Origin of the sequence: Amycolatopsis keratiniphila subsp. keratiniphila (assembly GCF_001620365.2) — a bacterium.
GTDB classification, from domain to species: Bacteria; Actinomycetota; Actinomycetes; order Mycobacteriales; family Pseudonocardiaceae; genus Amycolatopsis; species Amycolatopsis keratiniphila.
Genome location: NZ_LQMT02000013.1, coordinates 58,819 through 72,452, shown reverse-complemented (window position 1 = coordinate 72,452; position 13,634 = coordinate 58,819). Strand labels below are relative to the sequence as shown.

16 protein-coding genes are annotated in these 13,634 nt (G+C 68.3%); 6 read left to right on the top strand and 10 right to left on the bottom strand.

Annotated elements, in window-relative coordinates:
- The first annotated feature begins 123 nt into the window (after positions 1 to 123).
- Positions 124 to 1,248 carry a S1 family peptidase gene (locus tag AVR91_RS14105; protein WP_063271160.1) on the top strand — a complete coding sequence of 375 codons (1,125 nt, stop codon included), beginning with the start codon at positions 124 to 126 and terminating at the stop codon, positions 1,246 to 1,248.
- A gap of 70 nt (positions 1,249 to 1,318) precedes the next feature.
- Here AVR91_RS14105 and AVR91_RS14100 read toward each other — a convergent pair whose 3' ends face one another.
- The 4 genes from AVR91_RS14100 to AVR91_RS14085 all read right to left on the bottom strand — a co-directional run bounded on the left by AVR91_RS14100 (position 1,319) and on the right by AVR91_RS14085 (position 3,837).
- A complete protein-coding gene (locus tag AVR91_RS14100; protein WP_063271161.1) occupies positions 1,319 to 2,020 on the bottom strand; it encodes a hypothetical protein in 702 nt (233 codons plus the stop codon).
- 22 nt (positions 2,021 to 2,042) lie between these two features.
- Positions 2,043 to 2,414, bottom strand: coding sequence for a hypothetical protein (locus AVR91_RS14095; RefSeq protein WP_037345225.1), 372 nt, complete (start codon positions 2,412 to 2,414; stop codon positions 2,043 to 2,045).
- A 25-nt stretch (positions 2,415 to 2,439) separates the two neighbouring features.
- Positions 2,440 to 2,808: a roadblock/LC7 domain-containing protein gene (locus tag AVR91_RS14090; RefSeq protein ID WP_063271162.1), complete on the bottom strand. Its 369-nt coding sequence runs from the start codon at positions 2,806 to 2,808 to the stop codon at positions 2,440 to 2,442.
- A 189-nt stretch (positions 2,809 to 2,997) separates the two neighbouring features.
- Positions 2,998 to 3,837 carry a helix-turn-helix transcriptional regulator gene (locus AVR91_RS14085; protein ID WP_063271163.1) on the bottom strand — a complete coding sequence of 280 codons (840 nt, stop codon included), beginning with the start codon at positions 3,835 to 3,837 and terminating at the stop codon, positions 2,998 to 3,000.
- A 117-nt stretch (positions 3,838 to 3,954) separates the two neighbouring features.
- Between AVR91_RS14085 and AVR91_RS14080 the strand changes: the two genes are divergently transcribed.
- Complete coding sequence (locus AVR91_RS14080) at positions 3,955 to 5,013, top strand: aldo/keto reductase (RefSeq protein ID WP_063271164.1); 1,059 nt, start codon at positions 3,955 to 3,957, stop codon at positions 5,011 to 5,013.
- Between the two features lie 12 nt (positions 5,014 to 5,025).
- Here AVR91_RS14080 and AVR91_RS14075 read toward each other — a convergent pair whose 3' ends face one another.
- Entirely contained in the window at positions 5,026 to 5,652 is a 627-nt protein-coding gene (locus AVR91_RS14075) for a response regulator (RefSeq protein WP_063271165.1), read from the bottom strand.
- Positions 5,649 to 6,818: a sensor histidine kinase gene (locus AVR91_RS14070; RefSeq protein WP_063271166.1), complete on the bottom strand. Its 1,170-nt coding sequence runs from the start codon at positions 6,816 to 6,818 to the stop codon at positions 5,649 to 5,651. The genes AVR91_RS14075 and AVR91_RS14070 overlap by 4 nt, the downstream gene beginning before the upstream one ends.
- A 186-nt stretch (positions 6,819 to 7,004) precedes the next feature.
- Between AVR91_RS14070 and AVR91_RS14065 the strand changes: the two genes are divergently transcribed.
- The 4 genes from AVR91_RS14065 (at position 7,005) to sigJ (ending at position 10,192) form a co-directional block, all read left to right on the top strand.
- Entirely contained in the window at positions 7,005 to 7,556 is a 552-nt protein-coding gene (locus AVR91_RS14065; RefSeq protein WP_063271167.1) for a GlcG/HbpS family heme-binding protein, read from the top strand.
- 149 nt (positions 7,557 to 7,705) lie between these two features.
- A complete protein-coding gene (locus tag AVR91_RS14060) occupies positions 7,706 to 8,281 on the top strand; it encodes an ankyrin repeat domain-containing protein (protein ID WP_063271168.1) in 576 nt (191 codons plus the stop codon).
- Between the two features lie 96 nt (positions 8,282 to 8,377).
- Positions 8,378 to 9,187, top strand: a complete 810-nt coding sequence (locus AVR91_RS14055) for an RNA ligase family protein (protein WP_228709201.1) — start codon at positions 8,378 to 8,380, stop codon at positions 9,185 to 9,187.
- Positions 9,188 to 9,280: 93 nt separating this feature from the next.
- Positions 9,281 to 10,192, top strand: coding sequence for an RNA polymerase sigma factor SigJ (gene sigJ / locus AVR91_RS14050; RefSeq protein WP_063271170.1), 912 nt, complete (start codon positions 9,281 to 9,283; stop codon positions 10,190 to 10,192).
- Positions 10,193 to 10,195: 3 nt separating this feature from the next.
- Here the strand turns inward: sigJ and AVR91_RS14045 are convergent, their stop codons facing one another.
- The 4 genes from AVR91_RS14045 to dgoD all read right to left on the bottom strand — a co-directional run bounded on the left by AVR91_RS14045 (position 10,196) and on the right by dgoD (position 13,633).
- Complete coding sequence (locus AVR91_RS14045; RefSeq protein WP_063271171.1) at positions 10,196 to 10,630, bottom strand: ester cyclase; 435 nt, start codon at positions 10,628 to 10,630, stop codon at positions 10,196 to 10,198.
- The gene (locus tag AVR91_RS14040) at positions 10,627 to 11,097 is read right to left on the bottom strand and encodes a carboxymuconolactone decarboxylase family protein (protein WP_063271172.1); all 471 of its coding nucleotides are present in this window, start codon (positions 11,095 to 11,097) and stop codon (positions 10,627 to 10,629) included. Before AVR91_RS14040 ends, AVR91_RS14045 begins: the two co-directional genes overlap by 4 nt.
- Positions 11,098 to 11,171: 74 nt before the next feature.
- Positions 11,172 to 12,479, bottom strand: coding sequence for an MFS transporter (locus tag AVR91_RS14035; protein WP_063271244.1), 1,308 nt, complete (start codon positions 12,477 to 12,479; stop codon positions 11,172 to 11,174).
- Between the two features lie 5 nt (positions 12,480 to 12,484).
- Complete coding sequence (gene dgoD / locus AVR91_RS14030; RefSeq protein ID WP_063271173.1) at positions 12,485 to 13,633, bottom strand: galactonate dehydratase; 1,149 nt, start codon at positions 13,631 to 13,633, stop codon at positions 12,485 to 12,487.
- Position 13,634: the final 1 nt, after the last annotated feature.

The following is a 13,634-nucleotide window of genomic DNA, read 5'->3' as shown; positions in this document are numbered from 1 at the left end:
GTAGACGACATTCGCTCTTGGGAATTCCGGACAGAAGACCGGACATTCCTCGCTCTTTCCCCGGCCGCGGCCCCACACTCGGCGGGCAGTGTGTTTCTTTCCCCCGGCCTTGGAGGAGTAACCATGCGTCGAAGAATCGCCCTGGCACTCGGCGGCGCCGCCGTCCTGACCGCGAGTCTCACTTCCGCCGCCCTCGCCCCGGTCGCGCAGGCGTCCCCCGGATTGCTCGCCGCGATGCAGCGGGACCTGGGACTCACCGCCGCGCAGGCCTCGACCCGGCTCACCCAGGAAATGACCGCCTCGCGGGTGCTGCCCGACGCGCAGCGGGCCGCCGGCGCGGCGTTCGGCGGCGCCTGGTTCGATCCGGCGCGAGGCACACTCGTCGTCGGCGTGACCGATCCTGCGGCGGCGTCCGCCGTCCGGGCGGCAGGCGCCGAACCCACCGCGGTCGCGGTCAGCGCGGCGCGGCTCGACGCGGCCAAGGCCGAAATCGACTCGTCGGCCAAGACCCGGCCCGCCCCCGCCGCCGTCAGCGGCTGGCGCGCCGATCCGCGCAGCGGCAGCGTCGTGGTCGCGCTGCGACCGGGCGCACACGGCTCCGACGTCGACGACTTCCTGGCCAGGGCAAGGAAATCCGGTCCGGTCACGGTGGTCACCGCGCCCAAGGCCGAGCCGTTCGCCGCCGGCACCGTCGGCGGCGACCCGTACTACATCAACGGGAACACCCGCTGCTCGATCGGGTTCAGCGTCCACGGCGGATTCGTCAGCGCCGGCCACTGCGGCGGCACCGGCAGTTCGGTCGTCGGCTGGGACGGCTCGGCGATGGGCAGCTTCGCTGGATCTTCCTTCCCCGGCAACGATTACGCGTTCATCCGGATCGGCAACGGCTGGTGGACCGCACCGGTCGTCCTCGGCTGGGGCACCGTGAGCGACGCGCTCGTCCGGGGTTCGTGGGTCGCGCCGGTCGGCACGTCGGTGTGCAGGTCCGGCTCGACTACGCACTGGCACTGCGGCACCGTCCTGGGGCACAACGAGACGGTCAACTACTCGCAGGGCGCCGTCCACCAGATGACCCGCACCAACGTCTGCGCCGAACCCGGCGACTCGGGCGGCTCCTTCATCACCGGTGACCAGGCGCAGGGAGTCACCTCCGGTGGCTGGGGCAACTGCGGTTCCGGCGGGGAGACCTGGTTTCAGCCGGTGAACGAGATCCTGCAGAACTACGGTCTGTCGCTCGTCACCGCCTGACGTAGGACGTGAAGGCCTCCTTCACTACCTTCAGGGTAGGTAGGGAGGCCTTCACGGACACGCGATCGGCCTACCGCCAGTGCCTCGGCGGGAGTTGCACCTCGACTCCCATGATCGTCGCGGCCGACCTGCGGCGAAGCCACCGACCCCGGGGCCTGACGCCGATCAAGTCACCGGTGAAGGCCTCGCGCTGCGCAAGTGTCACCGCGTGCCAGCGCATCTTGAACACCGGCCGGACCGGTGCGATGAACGGCCGGACCGGCTCGTGGGCGCGAGCGAACGCGGCCTCGAAGTCCCGGACGGGCACGTACCCCAGTTCCAGGTCGATCAGTGGCTCCGGTCCCCCGGCCCGATGACGGCATCGCGCGAGGATCCGCGCGAACTCGTCCACCGCGAGCCGCACGGCACCGGGCACCTGGTTCTGCCAGCGGCCGAGGAACGGCGCGTTGATCGCCCCCGCCGTCAGCTCGTCCGGCAGCACGATCACCGCCCGGACCGCGGTTCCGGCGAACTCCATGTGCAGCCGCGTCCACCTGCCGTCGGTGTCGAGGAAGAACCGCGGTGGCGGCATCCCGGCATCGACCTGCCGGATCCGCTCTTTCACCGCGACGAACGGTTCGGTGTCGACGGCGCGGCGGCCGTCCGGCAGCACGAACACGAATTCGAGCCGATGGCCGATGAGCTTCAACCCCGCCGGGAACAACGAGCCGAGACCGCCGATGAGCGCCGAGCCGGCGACGAGTGCGTGGTGACTGGACGCGACTCCGGTCATCGCCGGCTTCCCCCGTTCGTCTTCAGACCTGCAACTCCGTCTCGACGCGCTTGAGATAGTGCCGGGCCAGCGCGAGATTCGCCTGGTCCCGGTCCAGCACCAGGTACAGGAAGAGGGAACTCCTGGCGTTCACGGAATCCAGCAGCCGGATCAGATGGTATTGGCGGTGCAACGTGATGAGGATGTCCTCGATACTGTCGTTGAGCGACAGCGCGGACATGACCCGCATCTTCGATCTGACGACATCGGTGTTACCCGCCGCCGCGACCTCGAGATTGAGCCAATCACCTCCCCCACTGGTGCCGAGCGACATCCCGCTGTCGTAATCGACCAGCGCGACACCGACCGCTCCGGCGATCGACATGCATTCCTTGAGCGCGTTTTCGATGTTCATCCAACTCACTTTCCTGGTTTGCCGGCTAAGCGGCCAGTATCGAGCTGATCCTGTCGATGACGGGACGGCATTCGAAAAGAAGGCGGCCGACATTCAACCGCTTGTCCCCCATGATGACCATGAGTGCCATCCGGTCGATGGCGTAAACGGCCATGTAGCCGTCACTGCTGAACACGACGGTCTGCCGGAGGGTGCCCTTGCCCGTCACTTCGGCCGCCTGGCGCGCGATCCCGAGATTCGCGGCGGCGAGCGCGGAAACCTCCGCGGGGTCGATGTCCTTCGCCGCGTCGGCGACGATCGGTATTCCGTCGACAGCGGCTATCACCGTGTCGGTCACTCCGGCGACATTTTCCCGCAGGGTCCGCAATTCGGCGATCAGTGCGTCGAAATCCACTACCCGTACTCTCTTTTGAAAGGTTTTTCGACCGCGATGGACCGTACCACCGAAATCAGCGGTCACCTATGCGTCGGACAGCCCTTTTACAGGCATCACGCGATCGGCTCAAACACCTTCCGTGTACACACCAGGTCATGGGTTTCTTCGTACCGTCGACACCTGAAATCGGCGCGGTACGCGAATCGCCTACCGCCGTGGGAGGGCGAACAACCGGTCCAGCGCGGAGCGGCTTTCCTCGGTCATGGCGCGGTAGATCACCAGTCTCTGGTCCTGATCCTCGAGCGGCGTGAGCACCTCGTAGTCCAGTTCGACCACACCCGCCTCGGGATGCCGCATCACCTTGCGCCCGCGGCCGTTGACCTTGACGTCACGTTTCGCCCACAGCCGCGCGAATTCCTCGTCGGCGGTGAATTCGGTGATCAGCTCGGTCAGGGCCTGATCGTCCGGATGCGCGGCCCAGGCGGCGCGCAGATGGGCGATGCCTTCCCGCACGACACGTTCACGATCCGCGTAGAACTCGCGGATCTCGGGATGCTTGAGGCACAACCACATCGCGTTTCGCTGGGCAGGCGGCAAGGCGCCGAAATCCACCAGCAGTCTCGCCATTTCGTCGTTCCAGGCCAGGATGTCGTAGCGGTGGTTCAACACCATGACGGGCAGCGGCGACAGATCCGCGACCAGCCGGGCCAGCGGCGGAGCCGCGGTGGTGGCGAGCTTGTCGGCGTTGCGGGGACGCTGCCTGGCCAGATCGAAGAGGTAGGCGCGTTCGTCGGGAGCCAAGCGCAACGCCTTGGCGAGCGCCTCCACGACATCGGCCGAGGGCCGAAGCCCACGCGCCTGCTCCAGCCGCACGATGTAGTCGACGCTGACCGCCGCCAGCTCGGCGAGCTCTTCGCGGCGCAGCCCCGGGGTCCGCCGGGACCGGCGGCGTGACGGCAGGCCGAATTCCTCCGGGTCCAGGCGTTCACGCCGGGTCCTCAGGAATGCGGCCAGCTCCTGTGTCGTGTCCACGGTCGAGGTCGTCATGCCCCGTCCAACAGCCAGGGTGGGACCCGTGTTCCCAGGAAGAGTCCTCCCTTATCCCCACCTCGCGGCGATCGCAGACTCGGCTTCGACAACGGAACACGAGCACAGGAGGACCCGATGTCGCTCACCCTCGACACCTATCGGCTGTTGGGCCGGTCCGGGCTGCGGGTTTCCCCGCTGGCACTGGGCGCGGCGACCTTCGGCACGGACTGGGGCTGGGGAGCCGAGCAGGACGAGGCACGCAAGCTGTTCGACCGCTACATCGAACGCGGCGGCAACTTCATCGACACCGCCAACACCTACACGAACGGCAGCTCCGAGCGGCTGCTCGGCGAATTCGCCCGCGACCGTCGCGAAAGCCTCGTATTGGCGACGAAGTACACGACCCTGCGCCGCCCCGGCGATCCGAATTCCGGCGGCGGCCAGCGCAAGAGCCTGTTCGCGTCGGTGGAAGCCAGTCTGCGGCGACTGGGCACGGACTACATCGATCTGCTTTACCTGCACGTATGGGATTTCACGACGCCGGTCGAGGAGATCCTCCGCGGGATGGACGATCTGGTCCGGCAGGGCAAGGTCCTGTACGTCGGGATCTCCAACACCCCGGCCTGGGAGGTGTCGCGGATGCAGGCGATCGCCGACCTGCGCGGCTGGTCGCCACTGATCGCGCTGCAGATCGAGTACAACCTGATCGAGCGCACCGGGGAACGTGACCTGATCCCCATGGCCCGCGAGATGGGCCTGGGCGTGGTCCCGTGGTCGCCGCTGGCCGGCGGGGTGCTCACCGGGAAGTACAGCCGAGCCGACATGTCCGCGACGCCGTCCGAAGACGGCACCCGCAAGGACTTCAACCTCGCCTTGGGCACACTCACCGAGCGCAACTTCGCCATCGTGGACGTCGTGAAGGAGGTCGCCGCCGAACTCGGCCGCACCCCCGCCCAGATCGGGCTGGCATGGACCCTGCGGAACCCGGGTGTGACGGCTCCGATCATCGGCGCCCGCACCACCGGGCAGCTGGAGGACAACCTCGGCGCGCTGGATGTCGAGTTCACCGCCTCGCAGTTGGCTCGCCTCGATGAGGCCTCCGCGATCGAACTCGGCTACCCGCACGAGCTTCTCGCCAGGGAATCGATCCTCGCGCTGACCCGGGGCGACATGACGATCGAACCACGCCGCTGATCCTCGTCACGGTCAGTTGCGGATGATCCTCCGTTCCGTGGCGACGGCCACCGCACCGGCACGGCTGTCGACGCCGAGTTTGTCGTAGATGTGGACGAGGTGTGTCTTCACCGTGGCTTCGGAGATGAACAGGCGCGCGGCGATCTGCCGGTTGATCAACCCTTCCGCCACCAATTGCACGATCTCGGTCTCACGAGGGCTCAGCGCGGGTGCCGGGGCCCGCATGGCCCCGAAGAGCCGGGCCGCGACCTGCGGCGCCAGAGCGGTCTCTCCACGCGCGGCCGCGTGAATGCCCTTGAAGAGATCCTCGGGCGGCCCCGCCTTGAGCAGGTAGCCGGTGGCCCCGGCGGCCACCGCCCTGGTGATGTCCAGTTCGGCGTCGTAGGTGGTGAGCACCAGCACCTTCGGCGGATCCGGCAGGGCGGTCAGCCGTTCGGTGGCGCTCACGCCGTCCGGGCCATCGCCGAGCTGCAGGTCCATCAGCACGACGTCCGGCTTCCGGGCGGACGCGAACCGCACGGCCTCCTCGGCGCTCGCGCACTCGCCGATCACCTCGAAGCCGGGCTCGCCGGCCAGCAACGCGGCGATACCCGCCCGTACCACCGGATGGTCGTCGACGATCAGCACCTGGACGGTCATCGAACCTCCCTGATGGGCACCGCGACGGCGAGCGCGGTGCCCTCTCCCGGTGCGCTCTCGACGACCATCTCACCACCGAGTTCGGCGACCCGCTCACCGATCATCCGCAACCCGTTCCCCCGCAAGCCGCTCGCACGGGTCGAATCCGGGGCGAAGCCGACACCGTCGTCCCGGATGTCGAGGACGACCTTGTCGGCCAGATAGGTCAGCGTGACGGCGGCCTTCGTCGCCCTGGCGTGCTCGCTGACATTCGCCAACGCACTCTGCGCGACCCGGAGCAGACATGCCTCGACCTCGGGCTCCAGGGGATGCGGATCCCCGCTGATCTCGAAGCGCACCGGGTGCGTGACGGCGAACCCGACCTGCTCGGCGAGCGCCCGCAGGGTCTCGTCGAGGTCGGTGCTCTCCAGCCGCGGCGATCCGAGGCCTTTGACGAACCGGCGCGCTTCGTCGAGGTTGTCCCCCGCCGCTTCGACGGCACGGGACACGTGGGCCTTGGCCAGTTCCGGATCCGTTTCCCACGACCGCTGCGCCGCTTGCAGCAGTATCCGCAGACTGGAAAGCCCCTGCGCGAGGACGTCGTGGATCTCTCGTGCCAATCGCTCCCGTTCCTCCACCATTCCGGCCACTCGCTGGCTCTCGGCGAGGTCGATCCTGGTGCGCAGGAGCTCCCCGACGGTCTGGCCCAGTTCGAGCCGGTCCCGGTCGAGTTGCAGGAACGTCATCGTGGCCATCAGCGCGACCGCGATGGGCGCGAGCACGATGCTCGGATCGAATCCGTCCGCGATCCTCAGCTGGGCGAGGATGGTCGCGACGGTGAGGAGCACGACCACCGCGATCATCATCCGCGGGCGCAGCATCTGCAGGCAGACGAAGAACAAGGGCACGGCGCACCAAGCGAAACTCGGCGCGGCCACCACCAGCGCCAGCCAGACCGCGATCACCGCCGTCAGCCACACCGGACGCCACCGGTCGAGCGCCTCCCAGCTCAGCACACCCGCCACGTAGACCAGCGCGAGCGCGCCGGTGAGCACGAGGATCAGCGGGGTGGCACCGCTCAATCCGTGCCCCGCGACGAACCGGGCCACGGACGCGGCGAGCAGCAGGAAGAACCCGGCGTGCATCGCGGCGTTCAGCCCGGTGGTCTCGCCCAGATGCGGTTTCATTCCGGCCCTCCCTTCCTCGCCGATGATCGTATGCGGGGAGGCGGGGTGCTCCGCATCAATCGTTCGGTTGATGCCCGCACCGACCGCTCGGCGCCCGATCGATATCCGCTCGCCCGATTCGCCGCGGCCCGCCAGGCGGGAAAGTCGAGGGAGAACGAAACACCCCCTCACCGCAAAGGAAATCCGATGAACGCCAAGCTTCCCCGCACTCGTCTCGTCCTGGGCATGACGGCCGGCCTCGCGACCGTCGCGCTGGCCACCGGCGTGGGCGCGGCGCAGGCACAGCAGGACCGCAAACCGCAGCAGCCCGCCGCAGCGCAGGCCGTCGTGCAGACCAGCGTGCTCGGCGTCGACGCCGCGACCCGTGCCGCGCAGGCCGCGCTGGACGCCGCAGAGAAGGAGGGCCAGCGGATCACCGTCGCCGTGATCGACCGGTCGGGAGACGTCCGCGTCCTGCTCAAGGGCGATGGCGCCGGGCCGCAGACCGAAGAGTCCGCCAAGCGGAAAGCCTTCACCGCGGTCTCCTTCGGGCAGCCGACCTCCGCGCTGGCCAAGAACGCCCAGAGCGACGGTCCGACCATCCGCGACATCCCGGGCACGCTCTTCCTCGGCGGCGGTGTGCCGGTCGCCGCGAACGGCGGCCCGATCGCCGGGATCGGCGTCGGCGGCGCGCCCAGCGGCGACCTCGACGAGAAGTTCGCCACCGCCGGCCTGCGCGCCATCGGGGAACTTCGCTGATGATCGGTGAGCGGGCGATCGTGGCTCTGCTCGCCGCCCTCGTGCTCGGTGCCTGCTCCCCGCAGGCACCGAGCGCACCACCCCCGACGGCACAGGGCACCCCTACCACGCCACCCGCTTCGTCCCAGCCGCCCCGACAAGGAGTCCCCGTGAGCCAACTCTTCGAAGCCGACCCGAACCGGGTCCGGCAGGCCATCGAAGCCGGCGCCGACCTGGAGACCCGTGACGATCGCGGCCGGACCCCGCTGCTCGTCGCCGTCACCGAAGACCGGCTCGAGGTGGCCGAGATCCTCGTCAAGGCGGGCGCCGACCCGAACGCGCTCGACGGGCGGCACGACACACCGTGGCTGGTCACCGGGGTCACCGGCAGTGTCCCGATGGCGAAGCTGCTGCTCCAGGCCAAGCCGGACCTGACCATCACCAACCGGTACGGCGGCGTCTCGCTGATCCCCGCCTCCGAACGCGGGCACGCCGAGTACGTGCGGCTGGTGGCCGGCAGTGGGATCGACGTCGACCACGTGAACGACCTCGGCTGGACCGCGCTGCTGGAGGCGGTCGTCCTCGGCGACGGCGGGCCGCGTCACCAGGAAGTGGTCCGCGCCCTCGTCGCCGCGGGCGCCGACGTGAACCTCGCCGACAAGCAGGGCGTCACTCCCCTCGCCCACGCCCGGGCCAAGGGACAGACGGCCGTCGCCCGGATCCTCGGCGAAGCCGGGGCGCACTGACTCCGGAGGGACAGTCCGCGAACAAGGCCCTGACCTCGTCATTATTTTCTGTTATGCCAATTGACACAAGGCCCCAGGGCTGGCTACGGTTCGGCCGTGGAGCAGGCACGAGGACGGGGCAGGCCGCGCAAGGACCCAGCGGCACTGGCCCGATGGACGCCTCCTGAAGGGTGGTCACGGCTGGTCGCGTGGATCTCCCCTGAGGAAAAGAAGGCGCTGAAGCACGTGGCCGTCGAAGCCGACGTTTCCGTGGCGGAGCTGATACGGGCGCTCGCCGGCGGGCTGACCGCCGGTGTCGTCAGTGCAGAGGAACTCATCGGGCACGTCGTGAAAGGCAAGACAGTCATGGAGAAGATCCCCACGCTTTTCGAGCGAGACGAGCGCTTCCACGTCGTCGACAGGCCACGTGCCGAGTGCGCCTGGGTATTCGACGGCGCCGGGGTGGGAACCGAGAAACTCGACGGCACCAACGTCCGGCTGACCGTGCGCTCGGGACAGCTGGTCCGGGTCGAGCGGCGCCGCAACCCGAGCAAGGCGCAGAAGCAGCAGGGCATCGTGGACGGCTGGTACGTGGACACCGACAGCGAATCCGCCGACGACAAGTGGATCCTCGCGGCGGCGGGGAACACCGATGTGTCCGGGTGGCCCGATGGGGAGCATCCGAGCGAGGCGCTCGGCCCTCGTATCCAAGGCAATCCCCTCGGTCTGGAAGAGCACCGGTGCGTCCCGTTCGATCTCCAGGCGCCGTCGTTGCCCGAGGTACCGCGCAGCTACCACGAACTGCGGGACTTCCTCGAAACGCTGGACAGCCGGTTCTCGCCCGGGCACGTGGCGGAGGGCGTCGTCTTCCACCATCCAGACGGACGCCGGGCCAAGATCAAGCGCAAGGACTTCCCCGCGCGGTGACGGCCTAGCCCACCGGCGCCGGAGGTGACCTCACATCCGGCGCCGGTGTCTCGTCGTACCCGGGACACCACACGCGACCAGGGGGCGGAACCCATGAACGAACCAACGCTCGACCCGGGACTCAAGGCGATCGTGAGTGAGCGGCGTCAGCTGATCGGGCTCGCGTATCGCCTGATCGGTTCCCTTTCCGAGGCCGAGGACGTGGTGCAGGAGACCTACACCCGTTGGTACGCCTTGTCCCCCGCGCAGCGGGAAGCGATCGAGTCCCCGGGAGCCTGGCTGACGACGGTCGCCAGCCGGATCTGCCTGGACCTCCTCGGGTCGGCACGCGCGCGGAGGGAACGCTACGTCGGCGAGTGGCTTCCCGAGCCGCTGCCGGGACACGTCGAGTGGGCGACGGGGCGGCCGCCCGCCGTCGACCCGGCCGATCGGATCACTCTCGACGAGTCGATCAACATGGCGTTCCTCGTCGTGCTCGAGTCGCTGACCCCGGCCGAGCGGGTCGCGTTCGTCCTGCACGACGTGTTCCGTTACGCCTTCGCCGAGGTCGCGGAGATCGTCGGCCGCAGCCCGGCCGCCTGCCGCCAGCTGGCGTCCTCGGCACGCCGCCGTATCCGTGCGACGCGCGTCGCGCCTGCCCCGGTCGCCACGCAGGCCGATCTCGTCAGGGAATTCAAGAAAGCTTGGGAGGCCAAGGACATCCAAGCCCTCATCGGTCTGCTCGATCCCGACGTGAAGGCGGCCAGCGACGGCGGTGGCGTCGTCAGGGCGGCGCTGCATCCGTTCGAAGGGAGCGACGAAGTCGCTTCCTATCTCATCACGTTGGCGCAGTGGACGTCCGGACTCGATCTGGTGGAGCGGGACGTCAACGGTCTGCCCGGCCTCGTGCTCGAACAGGCAGGACAGACCGTCGCCGTCTTCGCGTTCCACGTCTCCGGAGACCGCATCCAGCACATCTGGGGGATGCGGAATCCGGAGAAGCTCCGTCCCTGGTCCGGAGCCTGACCGCTACGCCGCGAGGGCGCCGAGTTGCCGCAGCTGGGTGAGCACGTCCACCACACCCCAGATCTCGGCGACCCGCCCTCCGGCGAAGCGGAGGATGAAGATCTCGTTGTAGGAAACCGTCTTCCCGGTGGCGGGCAGTCCTCGGTACTCGCCTTGGTGGGTACCGGTGACGACGTTCCGGCAGACGATCCTGTCCCCGTCGGCGAGCACGTCCTCGGCCGTGACCCGCACGTCGGGGAACGCACGGAGCAGCACCGTCCACACTTGTTTCAGTGCCTGCGCCCCGGTCGTCTCCATCGGCACCGGTGCGTGGAACACCACGTCCGGCGCGACGACCTCGTCGATCGTCTTCTCGATGAGGGCCAAGTCGCCGGTGTTGGTCGCCTCGTGGAAGCGGCTGAACGCCGCCCGGTTGCGTGCCGTCTCGGTGACGGTCATGCGAACTGCCCCGCCCGGTAGTCGCCACCGGGGTTCTGGACGATGGCGTTCACCCGGTTGAAGGCGTTGATCAGCGAGATCACCCCCACCAGCGCGGCGAGCTGGTCCTCGTCGAAATGCTTGGCGGCGTTCGCCCACGCCTCATCGGTGACTACGCCGCCGTCGGCCATACGGCAGGCCTGCTCGGTCACCTCCAGCGCGGCACGCTCGGCCTCACTGAAGACGGACGCCTCACGCCAGACGGCGACCAGGTTGATCCGCACGTCCGTTTCGCCCGCGGCGGCGGCTTCCTTGGTGTGGATGTCCAGGCATACCGCGCAGCCGTTGATCTGGCTCGCGCGCATCCGGACCAGCTCCTGGATCGTGAGCGGCAGGGGCGAGTCGGCCAGCCCCCTTCCTGCCGAGATCAGGGGCCTCATGAATTTTCCGCCGACCGGGTTGGCGAAGTAGTCGAGCCGCGCGTTCATCGCGTTCTCCTTGCGGTAGTGGATGTTTCTGCCCTACCGACGACGCGGCCGCGTGAAATGTGAGGTGTGGCCCGTCACACCCGCGCGGATTCCGCCGGTATCCGCGCGGCCACGCGCTCGACCTTTCCGACCAGGAAGACGTAGGACAGGATCCCGGCGACCGTGATCACGGTCATGTAGGCGAAACCGGGCGCGAAACTGTCGTCGGTGACGATCAGGCCGATGACGATCGGCGTGGCGATCGACGACAGGTTCCCGATGAAGTTGAACATCCCGCCGGTCAGCCCGAGCAACCGCCGCGGCGCCAGCGCGGAGACCAGCGACCAGGTGATCGAGGCGAGCCCGTTGCCGAAGAAGGCGATGGACAGGATCACGATGACCATCGCGGTCGAGTCGGTGAACCCGGCCATGACCATCACGGTGCTCAGCAGCAGCCCGGCGATGATCGGGCCCTTCCGCGCCACCCCGAGCGAAGCGCCGCGCCGCACCAGGAAGTCCGACAGGACACCGGAAACCAGCACACCGACCAAAGCCGCGATGAACGGGAGCGACGCCAGGAAGCCGGACTTGATGTAGTCCATTTCCCGGTATTCGACGAGATACGTCGGGAACCAGGTGAGGAAGAACCAGAGCGTGGACGTCAGGCAGAACTGTCCGAAGTAGATCCCCCACAGCTTCCGGCTGCCCAGCACGGTCGCCAGATCCGCACGCGTAATCCGCGCCCGCTCCGGTCGTTCGCGCGGCAGGTCCACCAGGCCGCCGCCGGAGCTGATCAGCTCCACCTCGGCCTCGTTGGCCCGCGAGTCACGCGGTTCGCGGTACTTCGCGTACCAGAGCACGGCCCAGAGGATGCCGACCAGACCGGTGGCGATGAACACCCAGTGCCACGAAAGCACGGTCTGCAACCAGGACAGCACGGGCGTCAGGAGGGCGAGGCCGATGAACTGGCCCGAGGTGTAGAAGCCGATCGCCGTGGCGCGTTCGCGTTCCGGGAACCAGACGGTCGCGATCTTGCTGTTGATCGGATAGGCGGGCGCCTCGAAGACGCCGACCATCAGCCGCAACGCGATCAGCGCCACGAACCCGCCGATGATCCCCATGAAGAACGTCGCGAGCGACCACAGGATCAGGCAGGCCGGATAGAGCAGCCGCGGCGGGATCTTGTCGACGAGCCAGCCGCCGGGCAGTTGCAGCGCGGCGTAGGTCCAGCCGAAGGCCGACAGGAGGATGCCCTGTTCCGCTTTGGACAGATCGAGTTCGCCTGCGATTGCGGGCATCGCGATCGACAGGTTCGACCGGTCGAGATAGTTGATGACGACGGTGATGAACAGCATCACCGCGATGAGCACCCGGAACCTGGTGGGACGCACGGCAGTGGTCATCACGCTCACCATTCCGCGAAGGAGCCGTCGGCGTGCCGCCACACCGGATTCCGCCAGCGATGGCCCTCGGCCGCCCGTTCGGCGACGTACTCCTCGTTGATCTCGATGCCCAGCCCCGGCCCGCGGGGGATGACGACCTGTCCCCCGTCGTAGGCGAACACCGACGGATCCGCCAGGTAGTCGAGGAGGTCGTTGCTCGTGTTGTAGTGGATGCCGAGGCTCTGCTCCTGGATCGTCGCGTTGTAGCAGCCCGCGTCGATCTGCAGGCAGGCCGCCAGCGCGATCGGGCCGAGCGGGCAGTGCAGCGCCAGGCCGACGTCGTACGCCTCGGCCATGTGCGCGATCTTGCGTGCCTCGGTGATGCCGCCGCAGTGCGACGGGTCCGGCTGGATGATGTCGACGGCGCCCGACGCCAGCACGGTCTTGAAATCCCACCGCGAGAACAGCCGCTCGCCGAGCGCGATCGGGATCGGCGAGTTGCGGAGGACGTCGGCGAATCCGTCGACGTGCTCGGAAAGCACCGGTTCCTCGACGAACATCAGCCGGTAAGGCTCCAGTTCGCGCAGCAGGACCTTGGCCATCGGCTTGTGCACGCGGCCGTGGAAGTCAACCCCGATACCGATGTTCGGTCCCACCGCCCGGCGCACCGCGTCCACATTGGCCACGCAGCGGTCGACCTTGTCCCAGGTGTCCAGATAGGACAGTTCCTCGGTCCCGTTCATCTTCACCGCGCTGAACCCGCGGTCCACCACCTCGCGGGCGGCGCGGGCGGTCTCGGCCGGACGGTCGCCGCCGATCCACGAGTACACCTTGATCGCCTCGCGCACCCGGCCGCCGAGCAGTTCGTGCACGGGGACGCCGAGCGCCTTGCCCTTGATGTCCCACAGGGCCTGGTCGATCCCGGCCAGTGCGCTCATGTGGAGACCGCCGCCCCGATAGAACCCGCCGCGGTACAGCACGGTCCACAGATCCTCGATCTGCGAGGGGTCTTTGCCGATCAGGTAGTCGGAGAGCTCCTCGACGGTCGCGGCCACCGAAGCGGCCCGGCCCTCGAGGACCGGTTCGCCCCAGCCGGTGACACCCTCGTCCGTTTCGATCTTCAGGAACGACCAGCGCGGCGGCACCTGATATGTCGTCATTGACACGATCTTCATG